Origin of the sequence: Aeriscardovia aeriphila, assembly GCF_002259595.1 — a bacterium.
Lineage (GTDB): Bacteria > Actinomycetota > Actinomycetes > Actinomycetales > Bifidobacteriaceae > Aeriscardovia > Aeriscardovia aeriphila.
This window is the reverse complement of sequence record NZ_MWWU01000002.1, coordinates 940,285-960,495: the sequence shown is the minus strand read 5'-3', so window position 1 is coordinate 960,495 and position 20,211 is coordinate 940,285. Positions and strand designations below refer to the sequence as shown.

General features: G+C 54.8%; 15 protein-coding genes and 1 pseudogene. 15 read left to right on the top strand and 1 reads right to left on the bottom strand.

Translation table 11 applies throughout. The features are described 5' to 3' along the window. Positions 1-3 precede the first annotated feature (3 nt). Positions 4-1,014: an anaerobic ribonucleoside-triphosphate reductase activating protein gene (nrdG, locus tag AEAE_RS05025; RefSeq protein WP_420809198.1), complete on the top strand. Its 1,011-nt coding sequence runs from the start codon at positions 4-6 to the stop codon at positions 1,012-1,014. A gap of 155 nt (positions 1,015-1,169) precedes the next feature. Here nrdG and AEAE_RS05020 read toward each other — a convergent pair whose 3' ends face one another. Further along, entirely contained in the window at positions 1,170-2,246 is a 1,077-nt protein-coding gene (locus AEAE_RS05020) for a LacI family DNA-binding transcriptional regulator (protein WP_094690000.1), read from the bottom strand. 276 nt (positions 2,247-2,522) lie between these two features. Between AEAE_RS05020 and AEAE_RS05015 the strand changes: the two genes are divergently transcribed. The 14 genes and pseudogenes from AEAE_RS05015 to AEAE_RS04950 all read left to right on the top strand — a co-directional run bounded on the left by AEAE_RS05015 (position 2,523) and on the right by AEAE_RS04950 (position 19,887). Beyond that, positions 2,523-4,634: a beta-galactosidase gene (locus AEAE_RS05015; RefSeq protein WP_094689999.1), complete on the top strand. Its 2,112-nt coding sequence runs from the start codon at positions 2,523-2,525 to the stop codon at positions 4,632-4,634. A 606-nt stretch (positions 4,635-5,240) separates the two neighbouring features. After that, positions 5,241-6,836 (top strand): DNA recombination protein RmuC, encoded by a 1,596-nt coding sequence (locus AEAE_RS05010; protein ID WP_158520517.1) that lies wholly within the window; start codon positions 5,241-5,243, stop codon positions 6,834-6,836. Between the two features lie 333 nt (positions 6,837-7,169). Then, positions 7,170-7,778 carry a hypothetical protein gene (locus tag AEAE_RS05005; protein ID WP_094689997.1) on the top strand — a complete coding sequence of 203 codons (609 nt, stop codon included), beginning with the start codon at positions 7,170-7,172 and terminating at the stop codon, positions 7,776-7,778. Positions 7,779-7,787: 9 nt separating this feature from the next. Further along, a complete protein-coding gene (locus tag AEAE_RS05000) occupies positions 7,788-8,522 on the top strand; it encodes a TrmH family RNA methyltransferase (RefSeq protein WP_094689996.1) in 735 nt (244 codons plus the stop codon). A gap of 217 nt (positions 8,523-8,739) precedes the next feature. Beyond that, on the top strand, positions 8,740-9,045 hold the full coding sequence (gatC, locus tag AEAE_RS04995; protein WP_094689995.1) for an Asp-tRNA(Asn)/Glu-tRNA(Gln) amidotransferase subunit GatC: 306 nt from the start codon (positions 8,740-8,742) through the stop codon (positions 9,043-9,045). Between the two features lie 4 nt (positions 9,046-9,049). Beyond that, positions 9,050-10,507: pseudogene (gene gatA / locus AEAE_RS04990) on the top strand (Asp-tRNA(Asn)/Glu-tRNA(Gln) amidotransferase subunit GatA); the annotation flags it as partial. Between the two features lie 187 nt (positions 10,508-10,694). Next, on the top strand, positions 10,695-12,194 hold the full coding sequence (gene gatB / locus AEAE_RS04985; protein ID WP_094689994.1) for an Asp-tRNA(Asn)/Glu-tRNA(Gln) amidotransferase subunit GatB: 1,500 nt from the start codon (positions 10,695-10,697) through the stop codon (positions 12,192-12,194). A gap of 381 nt (positions 12,195-12,575) precedes the next feature. After that, positions 12,576-13,808 carry a GNAT family N-acetyltransferase gene (locus AEAE_RS04980; protein ID WP_094689993.1) on the top strand — a complete coding sequence of 411 codons (1,233 nt, stop codon included), beginning with the start codon at positions 12,576-12,578 and terminating at the stop codon, positions 13,806-13,808. 9 nt (positions 13,809-13,817) lie between these two features. Continuing rightward, positions 13,818-14,135: a DUF2469 domain-containing protein gene (locus AEAE_RS04975; RefSeq protein ID WP_094689992.1), complete on the top strand. Its 318-nt coding sequence runs from the start codon at positions 13,818-13,820 to the stop codon at positions 14,133-14,135. 223 nt (positions 14,136-14,358) lie between these two features. Next, positions 14,359-15,960 carry an NAD(P)/FAD-dependent oxidoreductase gene (locus tag AEAE_RS04970; protein WP_094689991.1) on the top strand — a complete coding sequence of 534 codons (1,602 nt, stop codon included), beginning with the start codon at positions 14,359-14,361 and terminating at the stop codon, positions 15,958-15,960. A 476-nt stretch (positions 15,961-16,436) separates the two neighbouring features. Beyond that, on the top strand, positions 16,437-16,808 hold the full coding sequence (gene rplS / locus AEAE_RS04965) for a 50S ribosomal protein L19 (protein ID WP_094689990.1): 372 nt from the start codon (positions 16,437-16,439) through the stop codon (positions 16,806-16,808). Positions 16,809-16,850: 42 nt separating this feature from the next. Continuing rightward, a complete protein-coding gene (lepB, locus tag AEAE_RS04960; RefSeq protein ID WP_420809199.1) occupies positions 16,851-17,726 on the top strand; it encodes a signal peptidase I in 876 nt (291 codons plus the stop codon). Positions 17,727-17,742: 16 nt separating this feature from the next. After that, entirely contained in the window at positions 17,743-18,540 is a 798-nt protein-coding gene (locus AEAE_RS04955; protein WP_094689988.1) for a ribonuclease HII, read from the top strand. 150 nt (positions 18,541-18,690) lie between these two features. Next, positions 18,691-19,887, top strand: a complete 1,197-nt coding sequence (locus AEAE_RS04950) for a LacI family DNA-binding transcriptional regulator (RefSeq protein ID WP_094689987.1) — start codon at positions 18,691-18,693, stop codon at positions 19,885-19,887. Positions 19,888-20,211 lie beyond the last annotated feature (324 nt).

Genomic DNA, 20,211 nt, shown 5'->3' with positions numbered 1-20,211 from the left:
TTCATGGATAACAAGCAAAATGCTGATGTCTTCGACGAGGAAATGCGCCGGAAATTCGATTTGATGCCAGGCTTCGATAAGGATTTCCAAGCAGACCCGACTCCAGCCTTCCGCAAGACCGACCCGCACGCCATGGATAACCTGACTGCAGGTGGTCAAGCCGGTTCAGGAGCTCAAACTGCTGGCGCTACTTCTCAGACAGGTGTCGCTGAGGCGCAGGCCGCTACTTCTCAGACCGCAGGCTCACTGCCGGTGCGAGAAAAAGCAGAGAAGTCCTTCGGACATCGCGATTTTGCTGCCCATGACCTTCCCGGTTACAACCGTGGCCCTGGCATTCCGTACGCCTTCTCGAATAACCCTCGAGCAGGACAGTGGGATGCGCGCAAAATGAGCGCTAACCGCATTGCCAGTTACAAGCGCTTCGTGGTGACTGACGGAGAGGGTATCCGCAACTCCATTTACGTTGCTGGTTGCCCTTTCCGTTGCCAAAACTGCTGGAACGCCTCCATTTGGGACTTCCAAGCAGGCCATGACTTCACCCCCGCCTTCGAGCAGGCAGTCATCGACGATCTGCGCCCGAGCTATGTGGAAGGCGTCACCTACTTGGGTGGCGAGCCAATGCTCAATACTCCAGTTTTGCTCAAGATTAGCAATCATATTCGTCAGGAGTTTGGCAACACCAAGAACATCTGGTGCTGGACCGGCTACACCTGGGAAGAGCTGATGAGGCCAGGAACTACGCCAGATAAAACAGCCCTGCTGGGAATGTGCGACATTTTGATCGACGGCCGCTTCATTGAAGGGCTCAAGGATTCTCGTCTGCAATTCCGTGGATCTTCCAACCAGCGCGTTATCGACGTGAAGAAATCACTTGCAGCACGTCGTGAAGCCCAAGAGCAAGGCCTCGACCCCAATTCCGTTGCGCCGGTGATTTGGGATAAGCTGCACGACCAAAAGCGCGTGATTGCCGAAGCTTACCGTAAGGATCGCGATGCGGGCGAAGGCCGCGACTGACCGTGCTCATGTAATGTTCTCGACCGTGTATTATTGCGTTCGAATGTGGAGTGCCAGCTGCGCTGAAATTACCGTAAGGGAGTAATTACCTTAAGGGGGTAATGACCTTATGAGAGAAATTTCAGGGTAGCTGGCACTCTGTCGTTCTGATAATCTCAATTCAGCTTTTTAATGCTGTGACGCGCGACTAAACGCATCGCTATGCTTCGATGCTCCACAGGCTGAGGTTCTAACGAGCCAATCTGCTTCATCACCATGTCAACAGCCGTCGCGCCAACCTGCGAGAAATTCTGGTCAAACGACGTCGGCCGAGCGCTCGGGATCAAAGAATCAAGAGAGTTGTCTACGCCAATCAGGCTCACATTATGCGGCACTGATAATCCGTAACTATTCAAAGCCTGCGCCACACCAGAAGCCATATCATCATTCGCGCAAAAAATAGCCGTGCACTCGCCCGCACGAATCGCGTCGACCAGCGTCAAACCAGCGTGATAACCGGAAAACACCGTCCAATCGCCAGGGCACGGCTCAGGAATTGGCGCATGATGCTCCTGCAGGGCCGAGCGCCAACCGCGCAAACGCAGCAAGCTCGAAATCGAATCATCCGGTCCGCTCACGCAATAAACAGTGTGATGACCAGCCTGCAAGAACAACTCAACAGCCTTCTTACCCGCCTCAACCTGGTCCGCATCAACCGTAGAAAGAGTAGAGATCGGCGTGCTCGTTATCGCCACCATCGGAAGGTCAGGGGAGGGGGTGAACGTGTCGATGTCAGAAGGCGTGCGGTCCATCAGCAAAATAATGCCGTCCACCGGCAGAAGCTTCATCGACGAATAGAGCTCGGCCAAGTTGTAAGGCTCGTCGTTCATAATCTTCAAGGTCAGCGCGTAGCCCGACTTTTCCGCGGCCTTGTTAATGCCCTCGAGTTCACCCAGATTACCGGTGGCATGAATATTGAACATCACTACACCCAAGGTGTGGAAAGTGCCTCGACGCAGAGCGCGAGCAGCAAAGTTCGGACGGTAGCCGACCTGGCGCATGGCTTTTTCCACCTTGGCGCGAGTAGCTTCGCTCACCTGGCCAGTGTGGTTGAGCACGCGCGAAACGGTTTGAGCAGAGACTCCGGCCACCTCGGCCACAGTTTTCACCGACACGGTTTTGGTAGGTGCAGACTTGGCTTGCGCAGGTTTATGTGCCGCAGTTTTTGCTGGTATCTGTGCATTGCGAGCCATGCTGCTCCCTTCTCGGCGTTCTGAGTGCCGACCGAGCTTTCGCCACCTTCGTCCGTCAGCGTACTTACTTCTCGCTCAGTTCGGCGTGTTCGTCGCATTTCTGCCTTTTATGCTACACAACCTGACGGCAGTTTGTGTTTTCCTCTTGCATCGTTCAGCAAGTGCGTATACTGTTAACGTTAACGGTTAACGTAAACGGTGGCAATCTCCCAGCGTTTTGCTGGTATCGCCCTATGCAAAGAAGCATACGTATTGCCCTTGTGGGAAAGGTCTTTCATGGAATTTATCGCCCCTGAACTCAAGCCTCGCCGTCCTTTCCGATGGCCTGCTGCACTCTCTGGCTCGAAACCTGCCATCTTCTTTGGTGGTGATTACAACCCGGAGCAGTGGCCACGCGAGGTCTGGGATGAGGATATTCGCCTGATGAAGAAGGCAGGCGTGAACTTCGTCTCTCTGGCAATCTTCTCCTGGGCTCGCCTTGAGCCTCAAGAAGACGTGTGGGATTTCGCTTGGCTGGATGAGATTATCACCAAGCTGGGTTCTAACGGCATCGCAGTTGATCTCGCTTCGGCTACGGCTTCGCCAGCCATCTGGCTGGCTCAAAAGCACCCTGAAATTCTCCCTGTCGACGAGGATGGGCGAACTGTGTGGCCGGGTGCGCGTCAGCATTGGCGTGCAACATCGCCGATCTACCGCGAGTACGCGCTGAAAATGTGCCGTAAGCTTGCCGAGCACTACAAGGACAACCCCTATGTGGTGGCTTGGCATTTGGGCAACGAGTACGGCTGCCACAATTTGTACGACTATTCCGATGATGCGAATAAGGAGTTCCAAGCCTGGTGCAAGGAGCGTTACGGCACTATCGAGGCGGTGAATGAAGCCTGGGGTGCAGACTTTTGGAGCCAGCGCGTGACTAGCTTCGACCAGATTCTGGTCCCGCGCCACGTCAACGGCTTCCAAAACCCGGGCCGTATGCTCGACTTCCGCCGCTTCAGCTCTGAAGCTCTGTTGCGTTTCTGCGAGGCTGAGCGTGATGCCATCGAGGAAATCTGCCCCGATAAGCCGTTTACTACGAATTTCATGGTTTCTGGAGCAGCTGGTCAGGGTGTTGATTACGATGCCTGGGCTCCGAGCATGGACTTCGTCTCCAACGATCACTACTTCACTCCTGGCGAGGCTCATTTGGATGAGCTGACCTATTCTGCTGATTTGGTTGATGGAATGGCTCGTCGTAGCCCATGGCTGTTAATGGAACACTCTACTTCTGCTGTGAATTGGCGTAATATCAACTATCGCGTCAAGCCGGGCAACACGGTTCGCGACTCTCTGGCGCACCTAGCCTTCGGTGCCAACGGCATCCTGTACTTCCAGTGGCGTCAGTCTCAAGCCGGTGCTGAGAAGTTCCATTCGGCGATGCTTCCTCATGCTGGGGAAAACTCCCAGATTTTCAGAAATGTCTGCGAGCTGGGCGAAGACCTTCGCTCTCTTTCTGAAGCAGGCTTGTTGGACACGCGTCTCAAGCGTTCGGATGTTGCCGTTCTCTTCGACAATGAGTCGTCGTGGGCGTTGCAGTGCGATACGCTCCCGACCAAGAAGCTTGCCGAGTTCCCGGAAGCCTTCACCTTCTACCGTGCGCTGTTGGACCTCGGTATCACGTCCGATGTGATCCCGGTAAACGGTGATTGGGATGGCCACCGCATGGTCGTCGTGCCGAATATTTACCTGATGAGTTCGAAGCTTTCGCAGAAATTGGAAGCTTTTGCTCGTAAGGGTGGCATGGTCATCGTTACTTATATGTCCGGCATTGCTGACCAGACGGATCGCATTTGGCTGGGCGGCTACCCGGGAGCTCTGCGCAAGCTGACGGGTGTGCGCGTGGAGGAGGGCTTTCCTCTGGGCTCCGATTTCGCTGGCACTCCGGACAAGCTCACCTTGAGTAACGGCGCTGTGGCGCATGATTACGCCGATGTTGTCACCTCGGTGGATGAGGGCGTTGACGTGCTGGCTACCTATGAGGCTCCTGCCGACTGGGGTATGAATGGTGTCCCGGCCGTCACCTTCCACACCTTTGGTGGGGGTGCTTGCGTCTACTTGGGTTGCCGTTTGAACCATGAGGATGTTGCTGGTATTCTCCGGCCGCTCCTGCCTCGCTTGGGTGTGGAGAGCGCAGTCGAGTCGAGCAGCGATGTTCTGCGCGTGGTTCGTGTGGGTGAGGACGGGGAAGATGGCGTCACTCGTCAGTTCATCTTCCTGTTTAACCGCACTGACCATGAGGTGCAGGCTCCGCTGGAAGGCACGCCTCTTCTCGCCTCGCTGGCAAGCGTTGACGAGGACAGCTCGCAGGTAACGTTGAGCTCTCAAGGCGTTGTGGTCAGCGTCATCGAATAGCTCGAGATTATCAGCACTGGTGAGGGCAGTGCGCTCCCTGTGTGCTCAAAAGTAATATCACCGGGAAACCGTTGAGTGATATCCATCGACTCCATATGCTCGATACGCATTCGTGTGTATCGAGCATTTTTGTTGCGCGAGGGAGAAATTGTTGTGTGGGAGGGCGTGCGAGATGAGCATGTCAGTATTCTGGTGTTGAGGAGATCTCCATCGAGCGGGGTGGGAATTGCAAGTGTGATACTTGACACACGCTTCGAACAAATGTACGATAGTGCGGTAAGGTGGAAAGGTGATTGGGCTCATCTGTCTCCTGCAATTACAGACTGATAATTCAAGATGAATGAGTGAAATCACAGTGCAGCTGTGACTCCATAGTGGAGCGAGAAAACCACAGTGGAACTCCAGAAACACAGATTTCATGTGAAATGAGGTTGAGGGTGGACCTGTTTCATAGCTTGTGCTGATGCATCAGTGCTAGTCATGTGTTTGTGCGCAGCAGTCGTCTGCATGCAAACACGCGTACACAGAAACAGGCGGGTTTATGACCTCGGGTTAATAAGCTCAGGCGAGCGGTTAACCGCTCCTAAAATATATGAGGAGGAAACAATGGAAACATTGTTTGCAGTACTAGCCCTCATCCTCGGCTTTGTATTGGGATGGGCTCTGGCGAGTTATGCTGCTGCGCAAAAGGCAAAAGCAACACAGCCTGTTAATCTTGAGGAGCTGCGCCAACAGCTTGCTCAAGCTCAACAACAAACTCAAGATTTGCAGAGCAAACTCAGCGCAACCCAAGTAGCAGAATCCGCTGAGCGAGCCAGCAGCGCCCAAAAAGACCAGCAACTCGAGTTCTTGAAGCAAGAATTGCAATCTGTCAAAGCACAAGACGAAAAGCGAATGCAAGAACTCCGCGCTCAACAAAAAGAAGCAGAAGAGCACGTACTCGACCTGCAAAACGACTACCAGCACGAGCTCACCAAGGTGCGCGAAGAAAACCAGAAAGCACTCAACGACCTCGAACTTAAGCACAAGCAAGAGCAAGCACAAGCCAACGAAGCACGCCTCAAGGAAATCCGTGAAAACCAAGAAGCACAAAACCAGAACAACGCCAATGTTCTCAAGCTTCTCGCGCCCGTGCAAGACTCCTTGGGCAAACTGCGTGAACGCCTCGACGGCATTGAAAAAGGCCGCACCGAAGAAACGACCCAACTGCAAACCCAACTGCAACAACTGCAGATGGACCAGCAAAGTTTGCAACAAGCAGCCAGCAATATTGTTCGCGTAATGGGCAACAACCAGACACGAGGCCAATGGGGAGAAACAACCCTCAAGAACCTCGTCGAACAAGCAGGAATGCTCGAACACGTCGACTTCGACACCCAAGTCGTTGTGGAAAACAACGGTGGAGAAGGCAAGAGCAGGCCAGATATGGTCATCAAACTGCCCGGTGACCAAGTCATCCCCGTCGACGCAAAAACACCATTCCAAGCCTACCGTCGAGCACTCGAAATCGACCCGAACAGCGCCGAAGGCAAAGACGAATACGCTAAGCTCATGGACGAGAGCGTCCGTGCAATCAAGAAGCATATCGACGACCTCGCCAAGCGCGACTACGACACCGACTTCCGCACTGCACCAGGAATGACAATCCTGTTCATCCCCGTCGAAGCAATCCTCGCTTCCGCAGTGCAACGTGACCCGCAACTCTTCGACTACGCCTACGAGCGCAAAGTCGCCCTGTGCACACCAGTCACCCTGTGGGCAGTGCTCAAAGCAATCGGACAAACCTGGAGGCAGCAAACCCTCAGTGAGGACGCCGAAAAGCTCTACGCCATCTGCAAGAGCTTGTTCAACGGCTTCCACACCCTTGGCTCTCACGTCTCCAGCTTGGGACGTTCGCTTACCACAGCAGTTGGCAACTACAACAAGGTGGTCGGTAACCTCGAACGCACCATCCTGCCACAAGCGCGCAAGCTCGACGCCATCGATGCCTCGCAGATCGAGCCACTCAACCAGCTCGAAGGTGACAAGAACGTCGTCAGGCCGCTTACGCGAGAAGAACTCATCAGCGACCCCGTCGTTGAGACTAAGGTGATCGCCGACAGCCCAGCCGCCACTGAAACTAACTATCAGGCGCCCGACTATAACGCTCAGGCAACGGATCCTGGTATGCAGGCGACTGACGATTCCGACTGGATCTTCTAAATAATGCTGGACTGAGCAGCGAAATATAGCTGCTCAATCCACATGACAGAGAGATCTGTTAGGGTAACCCGCTTAAGAGATGCGTTTAAAAGTTCTGTGATAAAGATCTGTTTAAGAGATCCGTGAGGGTGTGTTAGGGGTGTATTCCTCGGCGCAGCGCGAAAGTCATGACAGAAACTCGGCCGGGAAACACATCTCACACATTTCAAAAAACTGAATAAAGCAGTCAACCACAGCTCAAGCCGTGAATTATGTTGCTACGAGTAGAATACGAGTAGTTTCAACAAATTCACGGCTTTTGCATACCAGCCTTGAAAGCAAAAGGAGCTCGCCATGGGCAACGAAAAAGAAGTTCTCGAAAAGCTCGTCCGCGCCGACATCGGCACCCGACCCTTCTCCGAACTCACCTCCGTCAGCCTTTCCGGCCTCGGCGCAAACCTCGCCGGACGAGTACTCCTCGCCGAACTCGAAGCACGCGGCCTTAAAGCCGGCAAAGATTACCAAGCCGTCGGAGCACTCACCCAAGCAGCCGTCCCACTCGTGCTCTCCATGGTCCTCGCCAGCACCGAGCCCATCGACGGCTTCACCATCGACTTCGTCTACCCAGGAATCAAAGGCAAAAACATACAGGGAAAGAAAGTCGTCCTCCTCGACGCCTGGCTCTCCGAAAAAAGCTACATTCAAACATCATCCATCATCACCCTGCATAAAGGTAACGAATTAAGCCTCGACTACTCCGTCATCGAACACCTCGGAGCACAAGCCGTCGCCATTGCCTCCCTCGTCGGTGGAACAGGAGCCATGACGGGAGAAGAAAGCAAATACGTCGAAGTCGTGGGAGCCATCGACCAAGAAAAACACCGCCTGCCCTTTGTTTATGCTTACAACGTGACCGAAGTGAGCACCTCTCACGTCGACTCACCACACGACCCTCGCGCCTAAAGGAGAAGAATGTACGAGCCGAATCCGATAACAGCAGCTGCCATGGCCTCAGGAGAACCCCACTTCCGGCAAATCGGAGTAGGGCCATGGCAGGAGGAACACCCGGATCAGCCTCGTCCTGATAATCCTGAGAGCCCCCTCTACAAACCAGGACTGTGGGACAGCGAACTGCTCACCAACGGCGACACCAGAAACGTACTCGACAGGTATAGATACTGGAGCGTGCAAGCCATCAAAGCCGACCTCGATCGGCGCGGCCGCCACAGTTTCGACGTCGCCATCGAAAACTGGACCCACGACTTCAACATCGGTTCCATCGTGCGCACCGCCAACGCCTTCGCCGCAGGAAACGTGCATATCGTCGGCAAACACAAGTGGAACCGCAAGGGCGCTCTTATGACGGAGCTCTACCAGCACGTCGACGCATGGCCAACCATCACCGATCTCGTCGAGCACGTCCACCGCACTGAACCCGACCGCGTCATCATTGCCCTGGATAATGTCCCCAGCTCTGTAGCCATGGAAACCTACAAGTTCCCACGAAAATGCCTGCTCGTATTCGGAGCAGAAGGCCCAGGATTAACTCAAAAAGCATTAGAGCTCGCCGACCAGGTCGTCTACATCTCCCAATTCGGCTCCGTACGCTCCATCAACGCAGGAGCGGCAGCGGCAGTAGCGATGCACGCCTGGGTTGCGCAGCATGGAAATCTGGAAGCAGGAGAGTCCAGCCCCCAAGCGCAGTGAACTGAGAGCGCGGCGAGATGCGCGAGCAGAGAGCGCGGCGAGATGCGCGTGAGCTGAGGGATTGTGGTGACGCGAAGCGCGGCGTAGATAAAGATGAGCTAGAGAGTAAGCGGCAGAAAAACGAGTAAAAATGAGTAGCTTGCCGAGCAGAAATGCGCGGAAAATCAAGAGTTTACTTACCGTTCACCATGTCGGAAATGCTCGGTAGTGTGGCAGTATGCCTACATTTACGAAAGACCAAGTTCAGCACCTCGGCTGGCTCGTGCGCATCGCACTGAACGACGAGGAAGCCGACAAGCTCAAGGATGACATGAACGTCATCTCCGAGGCCATCGACTCCATTCAGGAAGTGGCCACCCAGGATGTTGAGCCAACGGCTAATCCAATCCCGCTCGAAGCTCACCTGCGTGAAGACGTTCCAGCAACACCATTCACCCAGGAAGAAGCAATCGCCGGCGCGCCGAAAGCCGACTCTGGCATGTTCGTCGCACCACAGATCCTCGGAGGTGAGGAGAGTGAGTGAGCGCATGAATGACGCACAACTCGTTAAGCTGACCGCCGCACAGATGGCCGACAAGCTCAAGGCAGGAGAAGTCACCTCCCGCGAGCTCGTGCAAGCACACATCAACGTCATCGCAGCAGCCGAACCAGAACTCAAAGCCTTCCTCAGCGTCAGCGCCACCGAAGCTTTGAAGACGGCAGACGAAGTCGACCGTCGCCGAGCAGCAGGAGAAGAACTGCCAGAAATGGCCGGTGTGCCAGTCGCCATCAAGGACATGATCGTTACCAAGGGGATCGAAACCACTGCAGCATCGCGCATTCTGCAAGGCTGGATTCCGCCCTACGATGCTACTGTCGTCGAAAAGCTCAAGGCTAACTTGATGCCAATCTTGGGTAAGACCAACCTCGACGAATTCGCACAGGGTTCTTCCACCGAGCATTCGGCATACTTCCCTACCCATAACCCTTGGGATACTGAGCGAGTTCCAGGCGGCTCCGGCGGCGGTTCTGCCTGCGCAGTGGCAGCCTACGAAGCTCCACTCGCTCTGGGTACAGACACTGGCGGTTCTATTCGCCAGCCTGGCGCTTTCACCGGAACAGTAGGCGTCAAGCCAACCTATGGTGGTGTATCCCGCTTCGGTGCCATCGCTATGGCGAGTTCTCTCGACCAGATCGGCCCGGTCGCTCGTACTGTTCTCGATGCCGCACTCTTGCATGAAGTGATCGGCGGCTATGATGAGCGCGATTCCACTTCGATTCCTGAGCCAACTCCCGCAGTGGTGAAGGCTGCACGCGAAGGCCAGAAGATGGACCTGAGCGGGCTGAAGGTCGGCGTCGTCAAGGAGCTTTCCGGCAAGGGTTATGAGGACGTTGTTTCGCACAACTTCGAGCATGCTGTTGAACTGCTCAAGAGCATGGGCGCGCAAGTGAGCGAAGTGAGCTTGCCCAACGCTTCCTACGCTATGCCTTCCTACTACGTGCTGATGCCGTCTGAGGTGAGCTCGAACCTCGCTCGCTACGATGGTATGCGCTACGGCTTGCGCATGATGCCACCAGCAGATGTGGCACAGACTAGCGCCAACATGATGGCCTACACGCGCGAAGCAGGCTTCGGTTCGGAAGTTAAGCGTCGTATTCTTCTGGGTACCTATGCTCTCTCCGCAGGCTTCTACGACAAGTGGTATGGCTCTGCACAAAAGGTGCGTACCCTCATCATTCGCGACTTTGAGAAGGCCTTCGAAAAGGTTGACGTGCTCGTCTCTCCAGCCAGCCCAACGACCGCATTCAAGCTGGGTGAAGAGCTGACTGACCCGATGACCATGTACTTGAATGATGTGGCAACCATTCCTGCTAATCTTGCGGGAATCCCAGCAATGTCACTGCCAATGGGCTTGGGCAACGGCTTGCCAACAGGCTTCCAGATTATGGCTCCTGCAAAGCATGACGACATGATGTACAAGCCAGCTGCTGCTCTCGAAGCTGCATTCGCCAAGGAAGCGGGAGAAGCCAGCGAACTGCCAACCAGCAAGTGGGCTGACCAAGCTGCTCAGAATGCTGACGTGTCGAGTGCAGAAGCGGACAAGATTAACCAAGTTGAGAAGGCTGAAGCTGTGGATGCAGCACTGAAGGCGTTCCCAGGTGTTCGTGTGACGAAGGCTGAGGAGAAGTGACATGGCTGAAAAACTGATGGATTTCGACGAAGCAATTCGCCGCTACGACCCGGTGTGGGGTTTGGAAGTTCATGTTGAGCTGTCCACAAAAACCAAGCTGTTCTGCCCAGCACCTTACAAGTTCGGCGAAGCACCAAACACGGAGCTCACCCCCGTGTCCCTGGGCTTGCCAGGCTCGCTGCCAGTGATCAACAAGGCTGCCATTGACGACGCCATTCGCCTGGGCCTCGCCCTGCACTGCCACATTAACGAGTGGAGCCAGTGGAGCCGCAAGAACTACTTCTACCCGGATATGCCTCGTGATTATCAGATCACACAGGCTGATAAGCCGCTCAACGGCAAGGGCTACCTCGATGTTCAAACCGAAGATGGCGAAACCTTCCGTGTCCCGATTCTGCGTGCCCACGTGGAAGACGACGCTGGTAAGAACAACCACGTCGGCGGTGCAGACGGCCGCATTGAAGGTGCTGACCACTCTCTGGTTGATTACAACCGTGCAGGCGTGCCGCTGGTCGAAATCGTGACCGAACCAGTGACGGGAACGGGTGCCAAGGCTGCAGAAATTGCTGGCGCGTATATCCGCGAGATCCGCGATATTGCACGCGCGCTGGGTATTTCTGAGGGCAAGCTTGAACAGGGTAATATTCGCGCTGATGTGAACGTGTCCTTGCGTGAATCTCCTGATGCTCCACTGGGAACTCGTTCGGAGACGAAGAATGTGAACTCCTTCCGTGGTATCGAGCGCACGTTGATCTACGAAATCCGTCGCCAAGCAGCTTTGCTCGCTGACGGTGGGGAAGTGTTGCAGGAAACCCGCCACTGGGATGAGAGCACGCAGAGCACTGCAGGTGGCCGTTTGAAGACGGATGCAAACGATTACCGTTACTTCCCAGACCCTGACCTCGTCATGGTGCACACCACTCAGGAGCATATCGACGAGCTCAAGGCTAGCTTGCCAGAAATGCCAAGCCATCGCCGTGCACGCTTGCAAAAGGAGTGGGGTTTCACCGACATCCAAATGCGCGACGTGAACAACGCTGGAGCAGTCGACCTCATCGACGAAACCGTGAAGGAAGGCGCCAGCGCAGCTGGAGCTTTGAAGTGGTGGCTGGGTGAGCTCTCCCGCGAAGCCAACGAAAAGTCGGTGAGCTTGGAAGAGCTGCCAGTCACTCCAACGGATGTGGCCAGCTTGGAGAAGCTCATTGCTGACGGCAAGCTCAACGATCGACTGGCAAAGCAGACCATGGCAGGCGTTCTCAAAGGTGAAGGTACCCCAGAAGAAGTGGTTGCCAAGCACGGTTACAAGATCGTGGGTGGCGGTGACGAGCTCGACGGCATTATGGATAAGGCTTTGGCTGATAACCCTGATGTTGCTGAAAAGCTCAAGAACGGTGATATGAAGCCAATGGGCGTGATCATCGGTGCCGTCATGCGCGCAACCCGCGGCCAGGCTGATGCTAAGGCAGTGTCAAGCTTGGTGATCAAGAAGGTTCGCTCCTAAGCAGAGCCGTAGCGCGGTGTTACACCGAATGCCGTAGCACAATGTGATAGCGCAGTGTGATAGCGCAGTGTGATAGCGCAGTGTGATAGCGCAGTGTGGTAGCGCGATTGGGCGCTACCACCAAGCACGAGTAAAAGGTGAGTTCTTCCGCTCTGATAATCTGGGGAAACTCAGATTACCAAACAGCACAAGCTGATGCAGGGTGGAAAGAGCTCACCTTTTTGTAACTGCTGATTTCCAGACTGTTGATTTCACAATTGCTGATCAAGTGCGGTAAGGCTGGCATTTTGAGAAGTTTGCCAGAAAACTTTCAGTTAAACCACGCTTGCTGGCCTATGATGAAAACAGATAATGGTGACACAAGTGTGCAAGGGGTAAGCGATGAGTACGCCACATGCTGAGCCAGAGTTGAAAGTGCCTGCAATGAAGCAGAGCGCCAAAGACATCGAAACTCACCTGAGTTTCTACAATCAACGTCGACTCTGCGATTCCGTCCGCATTCCATCCATCGAATGCGAAATGCAAATTCTTCGACCAGTGCGCCTCGAAGACATGGACTTCATGGACGAAATCAACGCTTGGGCAGGCTCCTCAACCATCACCGGAATGAAACGCGATGACGAGCGTAGCATGGTCGAAAGCTGGGTGAAAGACTCCGTGGCATGGTCCATGGGAGAAATCGACCCCGACGCCAACATCGACTCGTCGAGAAACCAACGATCCATCGGCTGGACCATGCAAACCAGGCTTCCCAATTCCATCGACCCCACAAAATTGAGGCCGATCGGGATGATCTTCCTGACCGAACTAGATGGGTGGAACAGAAGCGCACGCCTGCAAGTCATCCTCGGCAAAGACTTCCGCGGACGCAGCTACTCGCGTGACGCCATGCCTCGCGTCATGACTTACGGTTTCGCCTCCGTCGACTCCGGAGAAGGCTTAGGCTTGCACCGCATCATTACCAAAGTGCCAGAAAAGAACACGCGCGCACTCTCCGTCTACCAGTCGCTGGGATACACCAAGGAAGTGGCATTACGCGACGCCTTGTGGGACTGCGAAGCCAACCACTACCAGGACCAAGAAATTCTGTCGACCATCCAAGACGAATACGACCCAGTACAAGCCCTCGATGCCTTCGGAATGCGCGTCATTCAAAGCAATCCAGGCATGGCAGAAGCGCTGGCGTTGCACCAGCATTCCCTCTCCCTGCACCAAAAAGTGCATGCAGGCCTCTATGACGCAGCCGTAGAAGATGATGAAGGCATTGATCTCGGTTCTGCTCGCGACTACGACCCACTCGAGCAGCCGGGTTCTTCCTTCGCATCGGGCTACGCCCAGGCTGTGGAAGCTGCAGCATATGGATATGGCACCTTAGCAGGGCAGGCGCGCAGCATGGCAAGCGCCGATAGGAGCGCTAGCGGAATGCGAACTCGCGGGGGAGTTGGCCGTGCTGATAATCCTGTGTCGGTGAGGGTGGATAGTGACGAAGAGCCAGTTGACCCTGACCAGCCAGAATGGCCTATCGACAGGCCAGAGGATGAAGGCAGAGTGACCACCTCAAAGAGAGCATGGTGGCGTAAGCTAGGTCCGTCGCGTAAAAAGACGCAGGACTAAAGGGACAAAATGAGTGCTGAAGATCTCGATAACTTTGAATCAGATGCGGAACTGCATCTCTACCGCGAATATCGCGACGTTTTGAAGCTTTTCAAGTACGTCGTCGAGGTGGATCGCCGCTTCTACCTGTGCAACAAGGTGGATGTGCAATCTCATTCGACGGGAACAGACGTCTACTTTGAGCTCACACTCACCGATGCGTGGGTGTGGGATGTGTACCGCACCTCCCGATTCATCAAGTCGGCGCGCGTGGTCACCTTCAAGGACATCAACGTCGAGGAGCTGTCACACTCGGACGCGGACATGGATATTCCGTCGCAGTTCTAGCGAAGGCGTCGGAAGCTGAGGCCTGTGCAGGGTGAAGGCGAGCCCGACGTGGAGTGAAGGCGAGGACGTGCACGCTTTCGCACAGAGTACAACGGCTTCACAAAGGCTTTTCAAACGCGAATATTTGGGGGAGTTTGCGCACATAACGCCTCGAAAACCTCCCCAAGGACCAGTTCGCGGACAATAATTCAAGATGTAAGAGAGCGTATAGGAAGGGATAAGCATGGCAGATAAGCATCGCGTTGTCATCATCGGTGGCGGCCCAGCAGGCTTGACTGCAGCATATGAATTGCTCCGTGATGGTGGCAATGAAAAGTACGATGTGACCGTGCTGGAAGCGACGAAGCAGTTCGGCGGTATTTCCAGAACCGTCAAGCATGATGGCAACCGCATGGATATTGGTGGCCACCGCTTCTTCTCTAAAGACGATCGCATTATGCAGTGGTGGAAGGAAATCCTGCCATTGCAAGGTGCACCAAGCTACGACGACAAGAAGCTGAATAGGCCAGTCAACCTGACCGAAGGCGGCCCAGACCCAGAACAGACTGACCGTGTGATGCTTAAGCGCCACCGTCTCTCGCGCATCTTCTGGAACCACCACTTCTTCTCCTACCCGATCTCGCTGTCGGGCGACACCATCAAGGCCATGGGCTTTGGACTGACGATGAAGGCAGGCTTCTCCTACCTGTGGTCGTGCGTGCATAAGCTCCCTGATGATAATCTCGAGAACTTCTACATCAACCGCTTCGGCCGCGTGCTCTACTCCCTCTTCTTCGAGGGCTACACCGAAAAGCTGTGGGGCCGCCACCCGCGCGAGATCTCCGCAGACTGGGGTGCCCAGCGCGTCAAGGGCCTGTCCATCATGGCAGTGCTCAAGAACGCCTTTAAGAAGCTGTTCCGCTCCACCAACTCGGGCAACCAGAAGAACGTTGAAACCTCGCTGATCGAAGAGTTCTGGTACCCGAAGCTCGGCCCAGGCCAGCTGTGGGAAACCGTGGAGAGCGAAGTCACCAAGATGGGTGGCCACGTTCTCACCGACGCCCTCGTCACCGAAATTAACTCGGGCGAAGGCAAGATTCAGGCCGTCACCTACCGCGACTCTGAGGGTAAGGAAACCCGCCTGGAAGGTGAAGACTTCATTTCCTCCATGCCATTGAAGGACCTGCTTGAAGCCTTCGACCGCTCCGACAACCCAGCTCCTCAGGACATGACCGATATCGCTGTTGGCCTGCCATACCGCGACTTCGTGACCGTCGGCTTGCTGTGCAAGAAGCTCAAGATTGTCAATGATGACTTCATCAACACCCCAACCTTGGGCAACCCGCCAATCGTTCCGGATAACTGGATTTACGTTCAGGACCCTGGCTACAAGGTTGGCCGCTTGCAAATCTTCAACAACTGGAGCCCCTACCTGGTCAAGGACCCTGATGAGACCGTGTGGATTGGCCTCGAGTACTTCACCAAGGAAGGCGACGACTTCTGGAACCTCACTGATGAGCAGGCTCGTGACTTCGCCATCCGCGAGATGATCCGCATGCAGGTGATCTCCTCTAAGGATGACGTGATCGACTTCCATCGTGAGCGCGTCAAGAAGGCATATCCTGCTTACTTTGACACATACAAGGACATCGATCAGCTCATCGCATGGCTGGATTCGTGGGGCAACCTTTACTGCGTGGGTCGTAATGGCCAGCATCACTACAACAACCAGGATCATTCGATGGCAACTGCAATGGAAGCTGTGTCGAATATCAAGACTGGTCGTACTTCTAAGAAGAACGTGTGGTCGGTGAACACTGAGAAGTCGTACCACGAGTCCAAGTAAGCACGAGTCCCAGTAAGGGCGAGTCCAAGTAAGGGCTGGTGCGAACTCGAGTTCAGTGAGTTCAGTGAGAACTGAGCGGGAGCGCGGGAGCTTTATACCCGCGTTTGAGTAGAATAGCAAAAGCGTATTGGCTGGAGTGCCTGCCGTAGAGGGCCTCCAGCATCAGTCCACAAACTGAAAGGCTCAAGATTATCAGTGAGGGTTCATCAGCACTGATAATCTTGAGCAAAACGGCAACCCCTAACGGGCTGCCTCAGTGCGGGATCGATACATCTCATGGGCAAACCTATGAGAAAAGGATGCGCAGTGAAGCTACTTCCGAGCGACGCAACAGGCCAATGCTTCACGCCATAAGCTGAAAGCCATGCGGCTCAAGCTTTGGCATGCTGAAGCAGGCAACAACAGGCCCAAGCGCGCGGGGAAGAAAAGCCACTGTGAGATGAGGAACTGTTCTGCGGCAGTTTCGGAGGTTCAGAATGAACGCTGTTGAAAAGTTCGAAGCCGCTCAGGTTGAAGCTGCTAACCGCGAAGTGCCAGATTTCCGTCCAGGCGACACCGTTCGCGTGAACGTGAAGATTTCCGAAGGCCAGCACACTCGTTTGCAGGCATTCGAGGGCGTCGTGATTGCTCGCCAGGGAAAGAAGTATCGCGAGACCTTCATCGTGCGTAAGATCAGCTTCGGTGTGGGCGTTGAGCGTCGCTTCCCAATCTACGATCCAGCCATCGACTCCATCACCGTGGTGAGCCGTGGTAAGGTTCGTCGCGCTAAGCTCTACTACCTTCGCAACCTGCGTGGTAAGGCTGCTCGCATTGTTGAGCGTCGTGATAACACGGTCACCAAGAAGTGAGCAAGCTGAACTGATCACTAGCTGATTTCAGCTGGAGGACTTATGGACACCCGAGTGATGAGAGGCGATTCTCGCGCTCGGGTGTTCGTGCATCTGGCGAGAAGGCGAGCTTCGGCTGGCCGAAAGTCGACGGCCAAGCTGCTGGCGAGCAAAGCGAGGCAAACTTCAGGTGGACGAGCGGGGGAGAAGATGTCGAATCCTCAGAATTTGCGTCGAGTTTCTGATAAGGAGGCGGGGCCGCGTGCTCAGCATCAACGTGCTCCATGGGTTCCTCAGGGCCCAGTTGTGACACATCGTAGCCGTCGTTCCACATTGCGCGAGCTCGTTTTCGCCGTTGCAATCCCCATTCTCGTGGTGACGCTCATCCGCCTCTTCCTCTTCGACATCTACATGATCCCCTCCGGCTCGATGCTCGATACGTTGCAAATTGGCGACCGCATCGTGACGAGTAAAATCGCTGGCCGCTACTTTCCGATTCACCGTGGCGACGTCGTCGTGTTTAAGGACCCGGGCGGCTGGCTGGGTCGCGAATCTGACGGGCTCATCGGCTCGAATTACTTGGTCAAGAGGGTCATAGGATTACCAGGCGATGTGGTGGCTTGCGAGGGTAGTGGTGCTCCGATCACTATTAACGGCCACGCCATTGAAGAAGGCGAATACCTGCGCCCGGGTGTTCAGCCGTCCTCCTTCGCATTTTCTGTAAAAGTGAGCGCTGGTAACGTTTTCGTTTTAGGTGATAATCGCGCTAATTCTGCGGATTCTCGTTATCACACCCATGATGGAAATAACGGATTAGTGCCTTTGAAAGATATTGATGGCGTGGCTTTGAGCGTGTACTGGCCGGCGACGCATTGGCGTTCGCTGGGCCGTGATGACTCGATTTACGCACGTGTGGGCGGTGTGAAGGACGCTCGATAACACTGTAAGGACGCTCATGACTCAAATCATTCCCACCTGGGAGACGGAATCACAACTCGTTGCTCAGGGTGCCGGGCTCATCTGCGGCTTTGACGAGGTTGGCCGTGGTGCTTTGGCAGGGCCGGTGATGGTTGGATGCGCGGCTTTCCAGGCTTCTCGCGTGGGTGAGCAGCTGCCCAAGCATTTGCGTGATTCGAAGATGCTCAACGAAAAGTCGCGCGAAAAGCTCTATTCTTCGTTGAGCTCGTGGCCTGATTTGTGGGCTGTTGGTGCTGCTTCCAACGCGGAAATTGACGCCTGGGGAATCTCGCTTGCCCTCGGTGTTGCTGCTTTGCGCGCTTTGGCTCAGGTTGAGCAGCAAGCTTATAAGGCTGGGCTTTCCCTTACTTCCGGCTCGATTCAGCCCTCATTATTTGACGAGATTATCAGTACTGATAATCTTGAGCCTTCTGCTGTGTCGGGCGCTGGTGACGCTGAGGTGCCAGGTGCAGCACCATTGCGTGTTTTCGGAATTCTGGACGGTCCCAACGACTATATTTCCAAGGCTCTGGACTCCCAGCATGCGCCACAAATCGCAGCCATTCCTCAGATGTCGACGCAGGTGAAGGGTGATGCGCATTGTGCAAGCGTGGCTGCGGCGAGTGATCTGGCGAAGGTGACGCGAGACAGGATAATGGAGGAGCTTGCTCAGCAGGATAAGTATGCGGCGTACGAGTGGCAGAATAACAAGGGTTATGGCACGAAAGCGCATCGTGAGGCCATCAAGAAGCATGGGCCTTCAGATTTGCACCGCGTGACATGGCGACTTGTGTGATAAATACCTTTTGTGTGCTGAGAGTGTGTGCTGACTTTCGCTGTACAGGAGTGTGAGCGGCGATGTGTTCATGTGACAAGTGTCACAAGTAGGGAACAGGCTCGATAAAAGTATGTATCCAGCCCTGCGATTTGGGCGTATAGTGAGAATGTGACCGTTCACAATAAAGCTATTTCTATTCGTCAGGTTGCTCAACAAGCAGGCGTAAGCTATCAAACAGTGTCGCGAGTCATCAACAACTCGCCGAATGTTTCTCAACGCACGCGCGCTCACGTTCAACACGTCATCGATCAAATGGGATACCGTCCCTCGAACTCTGCACGCGCACTGGCGACGAGGCAATCAAGGACGATTGGCTTCATCGTTGGCGGAGTGAGTTATTACGGGCCAATCTCGACCATGGGAGCGATCGAGGAAATGGCTCGCGCACATGGTTTGTACGTGTCTGTGAGCATTGTCGATGAGCGCGAGTGTACACCGCGCGATTATCAACAGCTGAGCTCGAATATGCTCGGGCTGGGAGTAGATGGATTAATCGTTTTGGCACCGACTCAGCAGATGTTTGAATCCGTGCTCTCTACTCCTGCTCAAGTGCCAACTGTTGTTCTGACGAGCTCTGACTATGGCCATGATGTGAGTGCGCTGGAACAGCCAAACTTGTGGAGGTTTGTGGGCATTGACCAAAACGAAGCCTGTCAATCTTTGTTAACGTACTTGCTGGGTTTGGGACATCGCTCCTTCTGGTTCTTCGCCGGGCCGCAACAGTGGGGTGACGCTCGGGCGCGTCGGCAGGCGTGGGAAGAGCGAATGGAGCAGGAAAAGCTGCAGCATCCTGATATCAGCTACACGGTGAGCGAGCTGGAGAGTTGGGATGCGCAGGAGGCGTATCGCGCTGCGCTCTCGCAGTTTGCTTCGCTGCCACGCGAGGTGATGCCCAGCGCGATTGTTGCGGCGAATGATCTCCAGGCTTTCGCGATTTTGAAGGCGTTGTATGCGCTGGGAATCAATGTTCCACATGATGTGTCCGTGGTGGGCTTCGATGACATGCCCGGTTCGGATGTGGCAATCCCTGCTCTGACCAGTGTGAACCCCGGATTTGCACAGCTGGGCACGCAGGCGATGATGGCCATGATGGAAATGCTGGGCGATGAAGGTGCGGCTAGTGCGGCTAGCGCGGCTAGTGCTGCTAGTGCGGCTGGGAACTCTGAGAGCGTGAGTGGCAGTGCGGAAAGCGATCCTGTGGCTGAAACTGCTGGATTGGCGGTCGCGAGTGGTGTTCCTCAGCTGCAACTTTTGCCGGCACAAATGGTCGTTCGTGACTCGTGCAGTGCTGTTTCTCAGCGCTGAAGTGGGCTGTCTGCAAAGTGAGTGTGATGGTATTCTCCAAAGCTTACGTGACGCGAGTCACAGAGAAGTGAGTTGGGGAAGCGCGGAGCTTCTGTAGTTCAGCGACGGGGACGCCTGCGACACGCGCGTGTGACCGTTCACATAAAACAGGCAGCGAGAAAGCGTAGTGATAATCTCAAACGCTGATATACTTGAGAGTAGAAAATGTGACCGTTCACAAAATGAAGTAACAAGAGGTGCATACCTCACCACAAGTGAAGTAAAGCGAGCTTCACCTCAAGTGAAGGCAAGCCAAACCTCACCACCATGCGTGACACAGGGCAA